A 13,525-nucleotide genomic window follows, 5' to 3' on the forward strand; every position below is an offset into this window, starting at 1 on the left:
GCAACCCCTTCTTCGCCGCCCACGGCGGTCATTGATATTGATCCCGAACCGTCAGTCGCGACGCCGCGAGATGACGTAGGACTCGTCGTAGAACCACAACCCGTTGTGCTTTCGCAGCACCTCTCTGGCGGCATCGAGCGCACGCGCGCTGTTGGCGATCTCCGTCAGGCGGTCTTCCTCGATCTGGGCGACATACACCGCCGCGTTCCAGGCTGCAAAGGCCGTCGAGGTTCCGATGGTTCCGGTGACCTCGTTGGGCAGAGCTTCCATCTCATACCTGAAAATCGAGCGATTGTCCGCATAGGCGTTAAAATTTAAGTCCCGCCCACTGGATCCCAGCTCGTATTTCACCGCCCGCAGCAGCTCGTGGCGGCTGACCGAGAAAGGATTTTCTCCCGGCCACACCGCCTGAATGATTTCCAGGCCCGGATCCTGGCCGTGGGAGTGGATTCCGATCAGCCGGCCGCCCGGCTTCAAGGCGCGCGCGAGCGGCGCGATGATCCGTTTGGCGCGGAAATTCACCGACGACCGGGCACGATAAGGTTGCGAGGCGATCACCAGGTCGAAATTGGCCTCGACCCGGCCGGCGCGCGGAATGATCCCGTCAAGCAAAAAGCGGTGGTCCTCGCGGTAGAGCACCAGCGCCACCGGCCGCTCATAAATCGGCATGCCGGTGCGCGGCGACACCGAGGCGCGCCAGTTCTGCTCCAGAAACGGCTTGAGCCCCGCGATCTGCGCCTCGAACTCGCCAGACGAAGCGCCCTGCAGCACCAGCTCGTGCCAGATCATGCTGGCGGCCAGCGACGGCGATTTCGGCGTCAGCCACGGCGCCTCGGCGTAATTCATGTTGGTGAACACGAACACGCTGGCCGGGTGCTCAAATAGGCGGTCCGGCACCTTCTCGAGCGTCAGCCGGACGTCCTCCAGGCTCAGCTCCTTGCCGGCGACATAGAACGGTATGTGCGGAAAGCGGCCATGCATGGTCCGCAGCACTTTCGACAGCACCGTGCCGTCACCGACGCCGGCGTCGAACACGCGGAACGCCGGCGGCCGCGGGTGGATGCTGGCCAGCTCGAGCCCGACGCGTTCGGCGACCACCCGCTTCTCGCTGCAGGTATGGACGAACAGCAGGTATTTCTGGCGATTCTCGAAGAAGCGGAAATTGCTGCGGGGGTCGCGCTTTTCGGCCACCACCTCGAGCCGCGGCGGCGGCATCGTGCCGGTCGAGGCCGCGATATAGGCCTGGATGCGGTCCAGCGTGTCGATGGTGATGCGCTTGCCCTCGCGCAGCCGGTGCACCAGCTTACCGTCGTTGACGGCGCGCCGGCCGAAGGTCGACTCCGCCATGTCGGCCTGGCGGCAGAATTCCGAAATTTGGGCCAGGAGCTGGTCGTTCTTCATCGCGCCGATCGGTTGGGACATGTCGGTGGGCAGAGACTATTTGCAAAAAGGTCCTAGCATCTTCTGCCCACCGATGGGAAGGCCGGAGCAAAACCCCGGCTCCGGCTTTTCGCCGCAGCCCGTCCCGCTCCGACCAGCACAGGCGCGATCGCCCGGATCGTTCTCGCGCCTGGTCGCCCCTCTCGGCCAAGAGAAGGCCCAAGCGAGCGCAACGGCCGACCTTCGGTGACTTCCGTGATTTTACGTCGAGTTAGGTTTTGGCATCCATAAGTTGCGAACGCCGCAAAAAAGGGCTCTCAGAGCGCATTCGGAAATGACCCTGCCAGCCGCCGCAGCAGAACCTAGCGACGCAGATTGCCTGGCAGCCACGGCCACTCGGCCGCATCCGCTGCTTCTCATCCTGCTGCTGGCCACCGCCTGCCGCCTGCCGCTTGCATTCTGGCCGAACTTCCATCACCCGGACGAGATCTTCCAATATCTGGAGCCCGCCTCGCGCATCTGGGGAGACGACAGCATCGTCTCCTGGGAGTGGCGCCACGGCATCCGAAGCTGGCTGTTGCCGACGATCATGGCCGGCCCGGTCGCGATCGGAGACTGGCTCGTGCCCGGTGGCTCGGGTGCCTTCATCCTGTCGCGCCTCCTCGCTGCAATCGCCTCGCTGTCGATCGTCGCCTCGGCCTGGGCCTTTGGCGCCCGGCTCTCCCGGACGCACGCGATCCTCGCCGGCTTTGTTGCGGCGATCTGGTTTGAGTTCGTCTATTTCGCGCCCCACACGCTGAGCGAACCCCTGGCGACCGCACTGATCTTGCCTGCCGCGGTGCTGCTGACCCGCGATCCGCCCACCCGGCGCCATCTCATCCAAGCTGGCGCCTTGCTTGCGTTCGCCGTCCTCATTCGCTTTCAATACGCGCCAGCGATCGCGGTGCTCGTCCTGCAGACCTGCTGGCGCGATTGGTCGCGCATGATGCCCTTGGCGCTCGGCGGCGGCATCGTGCTCGCCGTCGGAGCGATGGTGGATGCCGCGCACGGCGCGGTGCCCTTCGCCTGGATGGTGGCCAACATCCATCAGAACCTGTTTCTCGGCCGCTCGGCCGAATTCGGCACGGCGCCGGCCAGCGTCTACGGGATCTGGATCTTGGGCGCTTGGTCGCTGGCCGTGGTGCCGCTCGCTTTGGCGGTCTGGCAAGGAAGCCGGAGAACACCGGTCCTGTTCTGGATTGCGCTCACCAATCTGGTGACGCACAGCCTGATCGCGCACAAGGAATATCGCTTCATATTTCTTTCGGTCACGCTGTTCATTCTGCTCGCGGCGCTCGGCTCAGCCGATTGGATCGCAACGCCCCGGTCGCCGGCACGCCGCCGATGGGCGGGACTGTTGATCGCCGGCGGGTGGATGAGCGCGTCAGCGGTGCTGGCGGCTACGGGCGCGATGCCGGACCAGTGGATGAAAGGGATCGGAGCGGCGAGGCTGGCGGCGGAGTTGAAAGCCGACCCGCAGATGTGCGGCCTCGCGCTCTATGACGCGCCATTTTATCTGCTGCCGGGCCGGAGCCGCCTGGTCGGCGACAAGCCCCTCTTTGCCCTCTATTCCACCGATCCTTTGGTCCGCGGCCGTTTGGCCGGCACAGCCGGCGCCGTGTCGTCCGAATTCAATCGCATGCTCGCCTACCAGCGCGCCGCGCCGGAGCTGCCCGCCAACTTCACCGCACGTGACTGCGACATGGTCGGCGGCGCCACGCTCTGCATCTTTGCTCGTGACGGGGCTTGCGAGCCCACCGAAGGCCCGGACTTGACCCTCAATGATGTGCTGGAGCGCATCGACCGCTGATCATGTCCTTGCCGGCCGAGAAACGCGCCACGCTCGCATGAAAAAAGCGGGACCGGAGAGGCTCCGGTCCCGCTTGGTCATCAGATGAGTTCGCGCGAGCGACGCGCGCACGTGCCGATCACTTCCCCCAGATTTCCTCGGAGAGCTCGACGCAGAGGCGCAGCTTCGCCCACTGCTCTTCCTCGCTCAGGATGTTGCCTTCCTCGGTGGAGGCGAAGCCGCATTGCGGCGACAGCGCGAGCTGCTCCAGCGGCGCGAACTTCGCCGCCTCCTCCATGCGGCGCTTGATGTCGTCCTTCTTCTCCAGCTCGCCGCTCTTGGAGGTCACGAGGCCGACCACGACCACCTTGTTGCCCTTGGGCAGGAAGCGCAGCGGCTCGAAGCCGCCGGCGCGCTCGCTGTCGTATTCGAGGAAGTAGCCGTCGTAGTTGGTGTTGGCGAGCATGGTCTCGGCGACCGGCTCGTAGCCGCCCGAGGAGATCCAGGTCGAGCGGAAATTGCCGCGACAGACATGGGTCGTGATCACCATGTCGGCGGGGCGCTCGGCGATCGCGTAGTTGATGATGCGCGAGTAGATCTGTTGCAGTCCGTCCGGATTGTCGCCGCGCTCGCGCGCTTTCTTCAGTTCCTCCTGGGAGCACAGATAGGCCCACACGGTATCGTCGAACTGCAGATAGCGGCAGCCGGCATCGTAGAACGCCTTCACCGCCTTGCGGTAGGTCTTGCCGAGATCCTCATAGAAGGCGTCGAGATCGGGATAGACGTCCTTGGAGATCGACTTGCGGCCGCCGCGGAAGTGCAGCACGGCCGGCGACGGGATCGTCATCTTGGCGACCACATGCGCGGTGTCGGCATGTTTCTTCAGGAAGCGGAAATGGTCGAGCATCGGATGGTCGGCCGGAAAGTCGAGCTTGCTGATCACGCGGACCGCGTCATGCCGCGTCTGCACGCCGGTGAACTGGATACCGGTGTCCGGATGGAACAGCTCGCAGCCGGTGAGCTTGGCAAGGAAGTCGAAATGCCACCAGGAGCGGCGGAATTCGCCGTCGGTCGCGAGCTTCAGGCCAGTCGAGGCCTGCCGATGCACGACCTTCTCGATCTCCATGTCCTCGATCCGGCGCAGCTCGTCGGCCGAGATCTCGCCCTTCTCGAGCTTGGCGCGCGCGTCCTTGATCTTCTGCGGGCGCAAGAGGCTGCCGACCTCGTCGGCGCGGAACGGAGGCTTTGTGCGTTGCATGTTGTCTTCTCCTTGAATGTCGTCCTCGAACGGGTGGCTCGCGATCGGTCTGTTCAATGCGCCGCAGCGCCGGCAACGCCGAGGTGGCGCTCCAGCGGCGTCGGGTCCGCCTTCAGGGCGCTCGACGGCGCATCATGCACGATCATACCGCGCTCCAATATCACGACGCGGTCGGCCAGCCCCAGAATCTTCTGCGCATGCTGCTCGACGATGATGGAGCACAGCCCGCCGGCGCGGCTGATGGTGCCGATCGCGGCCAGCAGTTCCTCGACGATGATCGGCGCCAGCCCCTCGGTCGGCTCGTCCAGCAGCAGCACTTTCGGATTGAGCGTCAGCGCCCGGCCGATCGCCAGCATCTGCTGCTCGCCGCCGGAGAGCTGGTTGCCGAAATTGCTGCGCCGCTCCTTCAGCCTTGGGAACATCTGGTAGACCTTCTCCACGGTCCACGGTCCCGGCTGCGCCACGGCCGTCATGTTCTCCTCGACTGTCAGCGAGTGAAAGATGTTGCGCTCCTGGGGTACCCAGCCGATGCCGTTGCGGGCGCGCTGGTCGGCGCGCAAGCTGGTGATGTCCTGGCCTGCCAGTGCGATCCTGCCAGAGAAACGCCGGGTGACACCGACGATGGAATTGATCAGCGTGGTCTTGCCGGTGCCGTTGCGGCCGAGCAGCGCGAGCACTTGGCCCTCAGGCAGCTTCAGCGACATGTTCGGCAGGACAACGGCCTGGCCGTAACCGGCGCGCAAAGCGTCGATGGCAAGCAGATCACTCATTCACGCGGCCTCACCGAGATACACTGCCTTGACCTGCGGATCGCGCGCGACCTCATCGGGCGGACCTTCGACCAGCAGCGCGCCGGAGACCAGCACCGAGATGCGATCGGCAAAGGAGAACACCAGATCCATGTCATGCTCGATCAGCAGCACGGTGACGTCGCGCGGCAGCGCGCTGACGGCTGCCAGGATGTCCTTGCGCTCGCCCTCGGGCACGCCGGCGGCGGGCTCGTCGAGCAGCAGCACCCGCGGCTTGGCCGCGATCGCAACCGCGATCTCGAGCAGCCGCTGCTTGCCATAGGGCAAGGTCGACGTCCTGTCGTTCATGACATCGAGCAGACGGAAGCGGCCGAGCGTGTCGGCGATCTCGGCATTGACGTCGTCGCGCGTTCCCATCCGCCGCCACCAGTCACCGCCGCGGCCGAGCCGCTCGGACACCGCCAGCCCGATCGTCTCGAGCGGCGTCAGGTCGGGATAGAGCTGGTTGATCTGGAAGGTCCGCGACAGGCCGCGCAGCACACGCTTGTGCACCGGCAGGTCGGTGACGTCAGTGCCTTCGAGCAGGATGCGACCCGAGGTCGGATTCAACACGCCGGTGAGCTGGTTGATCACGGTGGTCTTGCCGGCGCCGTTCGGCCCGATCAGCGCGTGGCGCGCACCGGTCGCAATCTTCAGCGACAGATCGCGCGTGACGCGCAGGCCGCCGAAATGCTTCTCCAGATTCCTGGTTTCGAGCGCGATGCTCATGGCGCCTCGTTGTCGGACAATGCCACCACTGCCTTGCGGCCGGCCAGTTGCTTAAGGATCAGGTTCGGCACAAACAGTGCCGCGGCGTGAATGCGCTGCCGGCCGACCAGCACGATGACGACCAGCACGAGCCCGATCCAGAACATCCAATATTGCGGCGTGATGGTCTGGAACACCTCCTGCAGCATCCTGAACACGAGCGCGCCGATCAGCCCGCCATAGAGATAGCCGGCGCCGCCGATCACCAGCACCAGCATCAGGTCAGCAGACTTGTCGAAGGCGAATACATCCAGCGAGGCGAGCGCCGTGGTCTGGGTGAACAGCGCCCCCGCAATGCCGGCGTAGAACGCCGCGACCGTGTAGATGGCGATCAGCCGGCGATTCACGGGAATGCCGATCGCGGCGGCCCGCAGCGGATTGTTCTTGATGGCGCGCAGCGACAGGCCGAACGGCGAATGCACGATCCGTCGCGCCAGCAGGAACAGCACGAACAGGACAGCCAGCGCATAGAAGAATCCGGTCCTGCCGAACATGTCGAACTCGAACAGCCCGAGCAGCGGCTTGATGTCGATACCCTGCAGGCCGTCAGTGCCGCCGGTGATGTTGGAGAAGCGTTCCGCCAGCGCCTCCAATAGCAGCGCAATGCCGAGCGTGACCATCAGCCGGGTCAGGTCGGCGCCGCGGATCACCAGGAAGCTGGTGACGAAACCCAGCACCATCGCAGCAAGCCCGGAGACAATCAGCGCCAGCAGCGGCTCGTCGATCAGGCCATGCGCCGACAGGAGCCCCGCGCAATAGGCGCCGACGCCGAAGAACGCGGCATGGCCGAGCGAAACGATGCCGGCATAGCCGAGGATCAGATCGAGCGAGAGCGCGAACAGCGCGAGCCGCACGATCTCGGTCATGATCAAATAGCGCGACGGAAATGCGAGTCCGACCGCAAGCACGGCGATCCAATAGGCGAATTCGCTCCAGTGCCAGCGGCCATGCTGGCGTGCGTGATAGGCGACATCGGATTGTACGTTGGTCGTCATGCGACCCTCACCGCGCAGCGGTGCGGCCGAACAATCCGTTCGGGCGCCAGATCAGGATCACGATCATAATGGTGTAGATGACGAAGGGGCCCATCTTGGGCACGTAATATTTGCCGGCAACGTCGCCGATGCCGAGTAGCAGCGACGCGAGGAACGGGCCGGTGATCGAGGAGGAGCCGCCGACGGTGACCACGATCAGGAAGTAGATCATGAACTTCAGCGGGAAATACGGATCGAGGCCGAGGATCTCGGCACTGAGCGCGCCGCCGAGCCCGGCGAGGCCGCAGCCGAAGGCGAAGGTAAAGGCGAACACCTGCGGCACGTTGATGCCGAGCCCGCTCGCCGCGCGCGGATCGTCGACCGCGGCGCGCAGGCGGCTGCCGAAACGGGTCTTGGCCAGCACCAGCTGCAACAGCACCGTGAGCAGCCCGCAAATCAGGACGATCATCAGCCGGTAGCGGCCGATGCCGACGCCGAACACGTCGAACTGACCTTCCAAAACCTGCGGCAACTTAATGAAGATGCGCGACGATCCCATGATGTAGTCGACCGCCGCGACCGACATGAACACCAGCCCGATCGAGAACAGCACCTGATCGAGATGGCTGCGGGTGTAGAGGTGTCGGTACAGCGTCCGCTCCAGCGCCGCGCCGATCATTGCACTCGCGACGAAGGCCAGCGGCAGCGCGGCGAAGAACGGCCAGCCGCTCTTGTTCACCAGCATCGCGCAGACATAGCCGCCGGCCATGGCGAAGGCGCCATGGGCCAGGTTGACGAAATTCATCAGGCCGAGCGTCACGGCAAGCCCGCAGGCCAGCACGAACAGCAGCATGCCGTAGGCAACGCCATCGAACAAATTGGTGAGAACAGCGGTCATGGAAACAGAAGCGGCCGGAGTTAGAGGTCGTCATTCCGGGGCAGCGCTCGCGACAAAATGGCAAGACCATTTTACGCAGACAGCGCTGAACCCGGAATCTCTTTTAACAATTTCGAGATCCCGGGTTCGCGAGTGCGTTGCGCTCGCGCCCCGGGATGACGTCGCTGACGCGACGTCACTTCTTCGCTTTGCCCGGATCCTTGACCGCGTTGAAGGTCTCGAATTCGACGTTGTAGAGCTGGCCGTTCACCTTCTCGACCTTGCGGACATAGACGTTCTGGATGATGTCACGGGTCTCCGGATCGATCGAGATCGGGCCGCGGGGGCTCTCCCAGGCCATGCCCTTCATCGCCGCGAGCAGCGAGTCGCCGTCGGTCTTGCCGCCATCCTTCTTCAACGCCTCGTAGATCAGGTGAATGCCGTCGTAACCGCCGACCGCCATGAAGCCGGGACGGCTGCCATAGGCCTTTTCATAGGCGGCGACGAACGCCTTGTTCTTCTCCGACGGATGCGCCGCCGAATAGATGTGGGCGGTGACGGCGCCGAGCACGGCGTCGCCCATGTCCTTGAGCAGGTCGTCGTCGGTGACATCGCCTGGCCCGATCACCCTGATGCCGCTTTTGTCGAGGCCGCGCTCGGCATACTGCTTCATGAAGTTGCCGCCCTGGCCGGCCGGCACGAACACGAAGATCGCGTCCGGCTTGGCGTCCTTCATGCGCTGCAGGAACGGCGCGAAGTCCGGATTGGCGAGCGGCACCTTGACCTCTTCGACGATCTCACCGCCGCCGGCGGTGAAGTGCTCCTTGAACGACGCCAGAGCGTCATTGCCCGGCGCGTAGTCGGAGGTCAGCGTTGCGACCTTCTTGATGCCGTTCTTCGCCGCCCAGTCGCCGATGATGGTCGAGGATTGCGGCAGCGTGAAGCTGGTGCGCACGATGTAGGGCGACTTCTCGGTGATGATCGAGGTGCCGGCCGCCATCACCACTTCCGGGATCTTGCCCTGGGTCGCCAGCGGCGCCGCAGCGAACGCGGCGGGCGTGACCCCGAAGCCTGCGATCACATTGACCTTGTCGTTGACGATCAGCTCCTGCGCCAGCCGCTTGGTGTTGTCGGGCAGCGCGGCGTCGTCCTTGAGGATGACCTCGATCTTCTTGCCGGCGACGGTGTCGCCGTTCTGCTGCATGTAGAGCTTGATGGCATTGTCGATCTGCTTGCCGGTCGACGCCTGGCCGCCGGTCATCGGCACGATCAGCCCGATCTTGAAGGTGTCCTCGGCGGAAGCCGGACACGAGCCAAGCCCGGCGGCGACCGCACCGAGCAACATGAAACCCGCAATTCGATTGTACACCTGCCATCCTCCCATTTGCGCGACCTCGAACGCGGCGCTTGCGACACGTCGTCCGGTTTTTCCGGCGACCCTAGAGCGATTTACGGCGTCCTAACATCTGCCGCCCGCTCTAACAGCTATAGCAATTGGGAATAGATTCCGGATGCCAGCCATGCAATGCTGGAATTTCTGCCGGAAGGGCGGATCGACTCATCCGGAACCGTATCTCGCGGCAAGGCCAGCCAGATTCAGGTATTTTAATACCAAACATCAAATAGTCTCAATTGACCAATTGAAGGCCATCACGACAGCCGCGCCCGCAGGCCAGGCCTGGGCGAGATGATCCTGGGCAAGACGATTCGAGCATGCCAACCAAGTTTCGCCATATCGTGATCCCGCTTGTCGCGACAGCCACGCTGTCCAGCCTGACCGGCTGCGCGTCCGTGAACGAGAAGCTATCGGCCGGCATGGGTGACTATGTGCCACAATGGGCCGGCGGCCTGCCGCGCGATGCGCCGCCGCGGCCTGGGACGCCGGAATACGATCAATTCATGAAGGAGCGCGAGCGGCGCCGACAGATGCCGGCGGCCGAGCGCGACAAGGAGACGCAGTCAAACGCCAATGCCCAGGCGGCAGCACCGGCGCGGTGACGTGCCCCGGCGCCGCGTCGCCCCCTTTTTTCACAATCTCTCCTGATTGAACCACACGAGGAACGTCTGCTCGCCTCGGCGATTTGTTCTCACCCTGGTTGCAACCCGGGTGAGGATCTGTGGACGGAAACATCAAGCAACCAAGAAGCCTGGTGATCGGCGGCACCGGCCTGGTCGGCGGCTATCTGCTCGACCACCTTGTCCGGCGAGGCGAGCGCCCGCTCATCCTGACCCGTTCCCAGCCCCCACGGACTGATGTGGACACGATCGCGGGCGACCTGCAGCATCCGGAGACGCTGCGGCTTCCGGCATTTTCGACGCTGTACTGCACGGCTCATGCGACACTGCTCGGACCGGCGCTCGTTCATCTTGTTCCCCGCGAGCTGAAACGCCTGATCGTCCTGAGCTCGACCAGCCTCCTCACCAAGCTGGACAGCGAGATCGCGTCCGAGCGTGCCGGCCTTCGCTGCCTGATCGAAGCCGAGCGCGAGATCATGACCATCTGCGAACAGCACAATATCGCCTGGACCATCCTCCGCCCGACGCTGATCTACAGCGAAGGGCGCGACAGGAATATCACGCCCCTGTCGCGTCTGATCCGTCGCTTCCACGTGATGCCCCTGGTTGGCGGCGGACAGGGCGCGCGGCAGCCGGTCCACGCCGAGGATCTCGCGATCGGCGCGATCGCCGCGGCGGCTGCGCCTGCAGCAGCCAACAAGATCTACGCCGTGCCTGGCGGCGAGACGCTCGCCTATCGGGAGATGATCGGCCGCATCTTCGACGGGCTGGGACTGCCGCGACACACCCCGTCCGTCCCTGCCCCGCTTTGGCGCGCCCTGTTCCCGCTGATCAAGCCGCTGTTTCCCGGTGCGAATGTCGCGATGGGGCTGCGCATGATGCAGGACATGGCGTTCGACGCGAGCCCCGCGATGAGGGATTTCGGCTGGAGCGCACGCGGCTTCCGCCCGCTGTTCGCCTAATCCACGAACACCACCGTCTTGCGGCCGTTGAGGATGACGCGATCGTCGAGGTGATAGCGGATGGCGCGCGCCAGCACGCGGCGCTCGATGTCGCGGCCCTTGCGGACCAGATCCTCCGGCGTATCGCGATGGCTGATGCGCTCGACGTCCTGATCGATGATCGGGCCTTCGTCGAGATCGCGCGTGACATAATGGGCGGTCGCGCCGATCAGCTTGACCCCGCGCTCATAGGCCTGGTGATAGGGCTTGGCGCCCTTGAAGCCCGGCAGAAAAGAATGGTGGATGTTGATGCAGCGGCCTGACAGGCTCGCCGACATCTCGTCGGAGAGGATCTGCATGTAGCGCGCGAGCACGACGAGATCGGTGCCGGTCTGCTCGACCAGCCTGAGGATCGCCTGCTCCTGCTCGCGCTTGGTCTCCTTGGTGACCGGCATATGATGGAACGGAATCTCGCCGAAATCGATGCCGGCATAGGTCTCGCGCGGATGATTGGAGACGATCGCGGTCGGGACCATCGCAAGGTCGCCGGTACGCCAGCGGTAGAGGATGTCGACCAGGCAGTGATCGAACTTGGAGACGAGCAGCATCACCCGCCGCTTCGCCGCGCGGTCGCGCATCTGCCAGTCCATGTTGAATCGCTCGGCAATGGCGGCAAAGCCGGTCTGCAGCGCCGACAGGTTGACGGCGAGATCGGCGGCGGTGAACACCACGCGCATGAAGAAATGACCGGTCTCGAAATCGCCGAACTGCTGGGCATCGAGGATGTTCTGGCCATTATGGGCAAGGAAGGTGGAGACGGCCGAGACGATGCCCGGGCGATCCGGGCAGGACAGGGTCAGGACGTATTGATGGTCAGGCATGGCGGCGAGATGGGACCGTGCAACGGGGTGGTTTTCGGGCCCTGCTCTATCACTCCCCATGGCCTTGCGCCAACGCTTCAACGAGTGTCAGGATGAACAAACCGTGGTTGACATCGTGAGAGCGACATCATGGCTGACAGGCTCACCGGCTACCGCATCCTGATCCTGGAGACGCGCGAGGAAGCGCAGTTCTCCCGGCTGCTCGCCGAACAGGGCGCCGAAGTGCTGCAATGTCCGATGTTCGCGATCCATGACGCGCCCGATCCGGCCCCGATCGAAGCCTGGATCAAACGCTGCATCGACAAGCCGTTCGACGATCTGGTGCTGCTGACCGGCGAAGGCCTGCGCCGGCTGATGACGGTGGTGCGACGGCTCGAGGTCGAGGGGGACTTCGTCGCCGCGCTCGGGAAGGCGCGTAAATTCACCCGGGGGCCGAAGCCCGGTCGCGCCCTGCGCGAGCTCGGGCTGGAGCCGCAGCTCACGACCGAGAAGCCGACCTCCGAAGGTGTCGCCGAATTGCTGTCGCGCTACGACCTCGGCGGCCATCGGATCGGACTGCAGCTCTATCCCGACAAGGACCATTCGGCGCTGATCGGCGCGATCTCAGCGCAAGGCGCCGAGGTCGATCCCGTGCTGCCTTACGTCTACGACGCCAAGGCGGCGGATGCGAATATTCTCACGGCGGTCGACGAGATGGTGGCCGGACGGGTCGACGCGATCGCGCTGACCAGCTCCGGCCAACCGCGCCGGCTGTTCGATGTCGCGGCGGCGCATGGCGTCGAGGCGCGGTTGCGCGAGGGACTGGCGCGGACACCGATCGCATCCGTCGGCCCGGTGGTGACGGACGAATTGCACGCGCATGGCGTGACGCCCGCGATCACGCCATCCGGCGAGGCCTATTTCATGAAGCCGCTGATCTCGGCGATGGCAGCAGCGCTGAGCGCGGGACCGCCGCGCAACGCGGCAAGCTGATCGCGCGGCCGTTCAATCGAAATGAGCCGGCGCGTGCGGGATTGTCGCGCTCTGCACGGTGTCGTGGTTCAGCCAGAGCTGGGCCTGCTCCGCGTGAACGATGGCCGCGATGCGCGCCATCGATTGGCGCGACGCTTCTGCATCCGCGTTCATCGTGGGCACACAGCGATGCACCATGTTGTAGCTGTCATGCGCGACGTCGCCCGACAGCAGGACGGGCCCGCTCTTTGGCAGCCGCACCAACAAAGAGCAGTGACCGAGCGTGTGACCGGGCGTCGAGATCACCTGCACCGATCCGTCGCCGAAGATATCGTGGTCGCCATCCATCAATTCGACCTGGGCACGCGCGAGGTCCGCATAGAGCGGCGGCGTATAACCGTGCTGCGCGTAATCCGGGCCGAACATCGCCTCATGCTCGCGGCGCTGCATGTGCCAGGTCGCGTGGGTGAACAGCCTCGCATTGCCGACATGATCGAAATGCGCATGCGAGAGGATCACCCGGCTCACATCCGCGGGCGTGATGCCGATATCAGCGAGCTGGCACGCGATCGTCCTGACCACGATGCCGCGGATGTTGTGCGCAATGACACGGCCGCCGGATTCCCTGCCGATCGCATCGTCGATACCAGTGTCCCAGAGGGTCCATTGGCCGGCGCGCCGGATCAGGTAGGCATTGCAGGTCAGCGTGACCTGCTCTCCCTGCCATTTCCCCGGGGTATAGACCGCTCTGTCCGGCGCCACCGCAATGCCGGCATTGAGGACATAGAGCCGCTCGACCGTGCGAGACGATGTTGTCGAGACTGACATCGACGATCTCCTTAGCTTCGTGCGGCTCAGATGGC

13 protein-coding genes are annotated in these 13,525 nt (G+C 64.6%); 4 read left to right on the forward strand and 9 right to left on the reverse strand.

All coding sequences use genetic code 11. The features are described from left to right. Positions 1-51: 51 nt before the first annotated feature. Positions 52-1,401, reverse strand: a complete 1,350-nt coding sequence (locus tag ACQR1W_RS34850) for a hypothetical protein (RefSeq protein WP_008972537.1) — start codon at positions 1,399-1,401, stop codon at positions 52-54. Between the two features lie 313 nt (positions 1,402-1,714). On the opposite strand from ACQR1W_RS34850, the gene ACQR1W_RS34855 reads away from it, so the two are divergent. After that, complete coding sequence (locus ACQR1W_RS34855) at positions 1,715-3,229, forward strand: 4-amino-4-deoxy-L-arabinose transferase (protein ID WP_434855005.1); 1,515 nt, start codon at positions 1,715-1,717, stop codon at positions 3,227-3,229. A gap of 118 nt (positions 3,230-3,347) precedes the next feature. Here the strand turns inward: ACQR1W_RS34855 and ACQR1W_RS34860 are convergent, their stop codons facing one another. The 6 genes from ACQR1W_RS34860 to ACQR1W_RS34885 all read right to left on the reverse strand — a co-directional run bounded on the left by ACQR1W_RS34860 (position 3,348) and on the right by ACQR1W_RS34885 (position 9,218). Beyond that, on the reverse strand, positions 3,348-4,466 hold the full coding sequence (locus ACQR1W_RS34860; protein ID WP_434855006.1) for a cobalamin-independent methionine synthase II family protein: 1,119 nt from the start codon (positions 4,464-4,466) through the stop codon (positions 3,348-3,350). A 53-nt stretch (positions 4,467-4,519) separates the two neighbouring features. Beyond that, positions 4,520-5,236 carry an ABC transporter ATP-binding protein gene (locus ACQR1W_RS34865; RefSeq protein WP_434855007.1) on the reverse strand — a complete coding sequence of 239 codons (717 nt, stop codon included), beginning with the start codon at positions 5,234-5,236 and terminating at the stop codon, positions 4,520-4,522. Continuing rightward, on the reverse strand, positions 5,237-5,983 hold the full coding sequence (locus ACQR1W_RS34870) for an ABC transporter ATP-binding protein (RefSeq protein ID WP_434855008.1): 747 nt from the start codon (positions 5,981-5,983) through the stop codon (positions 5,237-5,239). Beyond that, positions 5,980-7,017, reverse strand: coding sequence for a branched-chain amino acid ABC transporter permease (locus tag ACQR1W_RS34875; RefSeq protein WP_434855009.1), 1,038 nt, complete (start codon positions 7,015-7,017; stop codon positions 5,980-5,982). Before ACQR1W_RS34875 ends, ACQR1W_RS34870 begins: the two co-directional genes overlap by 4 nt. Before the next feature lie 7 nt (positions 7,018-7,024). Beyond that, positions 7,025-7,894, reverse strand: a complete 870-nt coding sequence (locus tag ACQR1W_RS34880; RefSeq protein WP_434855010.1) for a branched-chain amino acid ABC transporter permease — start codon at positions 7,892-7,894, stop codon at positions 7,025-7,027. A 175-nt stretch (positions 7,895-8,069) separates the two neighbouring features. Next, on the reverse strand, positions 8,070-9,218 hold the full coding sequence (locus tag ACQR1W_RS34885) for an ABC transporter substrate-binding protein (protein WP_434855107.1): 1,149 nt from the start codon (positions 9,216-9,218) through the stop codon (positions 8,070-8,072). Between the two features lie 368 nt (positions 9,219-9,586). Here ACQR1W_RS34885 and ACQR1W_RS34890 point away from each other — a divergent pair, with 368 nt between their 5' ends. Together ACQR1W_RS34890 and ACQR1W_RS34895 are read left to right on the forward strand one after the other, a co-directional pair. Then, the gene (locus ACQR1W_RS34890) at positions 9,587-9,871 is read left to right on the forward strand and encodes a hypothetical protein (protein WP_434855011.1); all 285 of its coding nucleotides are present in this window, start codon (positions 9,587-9,589) and stop codon (positions 9,869-9,871) included. A 119-nt stretch (positions 9,872-9,990) separates the two neighbouring features. Then, positions 9,991-10,851 carry an NAD-dependent epimerase/dehydratase family protein gene (locus ACQR1W_RS34895; RefSeq protein ID WP_434855012.1) on the forward strand — a complete coding sequence of 287 codons (861 nt, stop codon included), beginning with the start codon at positions 9,991-9,993 and terminating at the stop codon, positions 10,849-10,851. Here the strand turns inward: ACQR1W_RS34895 and purU are convergent. Continuing rightward, positions 10,848-11,711 (reverse strand): formyltetrahydrofolate deformylase, encoded by an 864-nt coding sequence (gene purU / locus ACQR1W_RS34900; protein ID WP_434855013.1) that lies wholly within the window; start codon positions 11,709-11,711, stop codon positions 10,848-10,850. The two genes, ACQR1W_RS34895 and purU, sit on opposite strands and share 4 nt — an antisense overlap. A 129-nt stretch (positions 11,712-11,840) precedes the next feature. On the opposite strand from purU, the gene ACQR1W_RS34905 reads away from it, so the two are divergent. Continuing rightward, positions 11,841-12,683, forward strand: a complete 843-nt coding sequence (locus ACQR1W_RS34905; RefSeq protein ID WP_434855014.1) for a uroporphyrinogen-III synthase — start codon at positions 11,841-11,843, stop codon at positions 12,681-12,683. Positions 12,684-12,695: 12 nt separating this feature from the next. Here ACQR1W_RS34905 and ACQR1W_RS34910 read toward each other — a convergent pair whose 3' ends face one another. After that, a complete protein-coding gene (locus ACQR1W_RS34910; protein ID WP_434855015.1) occupies positions 12,696-13,490 on the reverse strand; it encodes an N-acyl homoserine lactonase family protein in 795 nt (264 codons plus the stop codon). Positions 13,491-13,525 lie beyond the last annotated feature (35 nt).

It is taken from the genome of Bradyrhizobium sp. HKCCYLS1011, assembly GCF_051167795.1.
In the GTDB taxonomy this organism is placed as follows: Bacteria; Pseudomonadota; Alphaproteobacteria; order Rhizobiales; family Xanthobacteraceae; genus Bradyrhizobium.

What these genes read in the sequence shown, in the direction of transcription:
- ACQR1W_RS34850 (WP_008972537.1), bottom strand. Translation starts at nt 1,401, where the DNA reads ATGAAGAACGACCAGCTCCTGGCCCAAATTTCGGAATTCTGCCGCCAG.
- ACQR1W_RS34855 (WP_434855005.1), top strand. Translation starts at nt 1,715, where the DNA reads ATGACCCTGCCAGCCGCCGCAGCAGAACCTAGCGACGCAGATTGCCTG.
- ACQR1W_RS34860 (WP_434855006.1), bottom strand. Translation starts at nt 4,466, where the DNA reads ATGCAACGCACAAAGCCTCCGTTCCGCGCCGACGAGGTCGGCAGCCTC.
- ACQR1W_RS34865 (WP_434855007.1), bottom strand. Translation starts at nt 5,236, where the DNA reads ATGAGTGATCTGCTTGCCATCGACGCTTTGCGCGCCGGTTACGGCCAG.
- ACQR1W_RS34870 (WP_434855008.1), bottom strand. Translation starts at nt 5,983, where the DNA reads ATGAGCATCGCGCTCGAAACCAGGAATCTGGAGAAGCATTTCGGCGGC.
- ACQR1W_RS34875 (WP_434855009.1), bottom strand. Translation starts at nt 7,017, where the DNA reads ATGACGACCAACGTACAATCCGATGTCGCCTATCACGCACGCCAGCAT.
- ACQR1W_RS34880 (WP_434855010.1), bottom strand. Translation starts at nt 7,894, where the DNA reads ATGACCGCTGTTCTCACCAATTTGTTCGATGGCGTTGCCTACGGCATG.
- ACQR1W_RS34885 (WP_434855107.1), bottom strand. Translation starts at nt 9,218, where the DNA reads ATGTTGCTCGGTGCGGTCGCCGCCGGGCTTGGCTCGTGTCCGGCTTCC.
- ACQR1W_RS34890 (WP_434855011.1), top strand. Translation starts at nt 9,587, where the DNA reads ATGCCAACCAAGTTTCGCCATATCGTGATCCCGCTTGTCGCGACAGCC.
- purU (WP_434855013.1), bottom strand. Translation starts at nt 11,711, where the DNA reads ATGCCTGACCATCAATACGTCCTGACCCTGTCCTGCCCGGATCGCCCG.
- ACQR1W_RS34905 (WP_434855014.1), top strand. Translation starts at nt 11,841, where the DNA reads ATGGCTGACAGGCTCACCGGCTACCGCATCCTGATCCTGGAGACGCGC.
- ACQR1W_RS34910 (WP_434855015.1), bottom strand. Translation starts at nt 13,490, where the DNA reads ATGTCAGTCTCGACAACATCGTCTCGCACGGTCGAGCGGCTCTATGTC.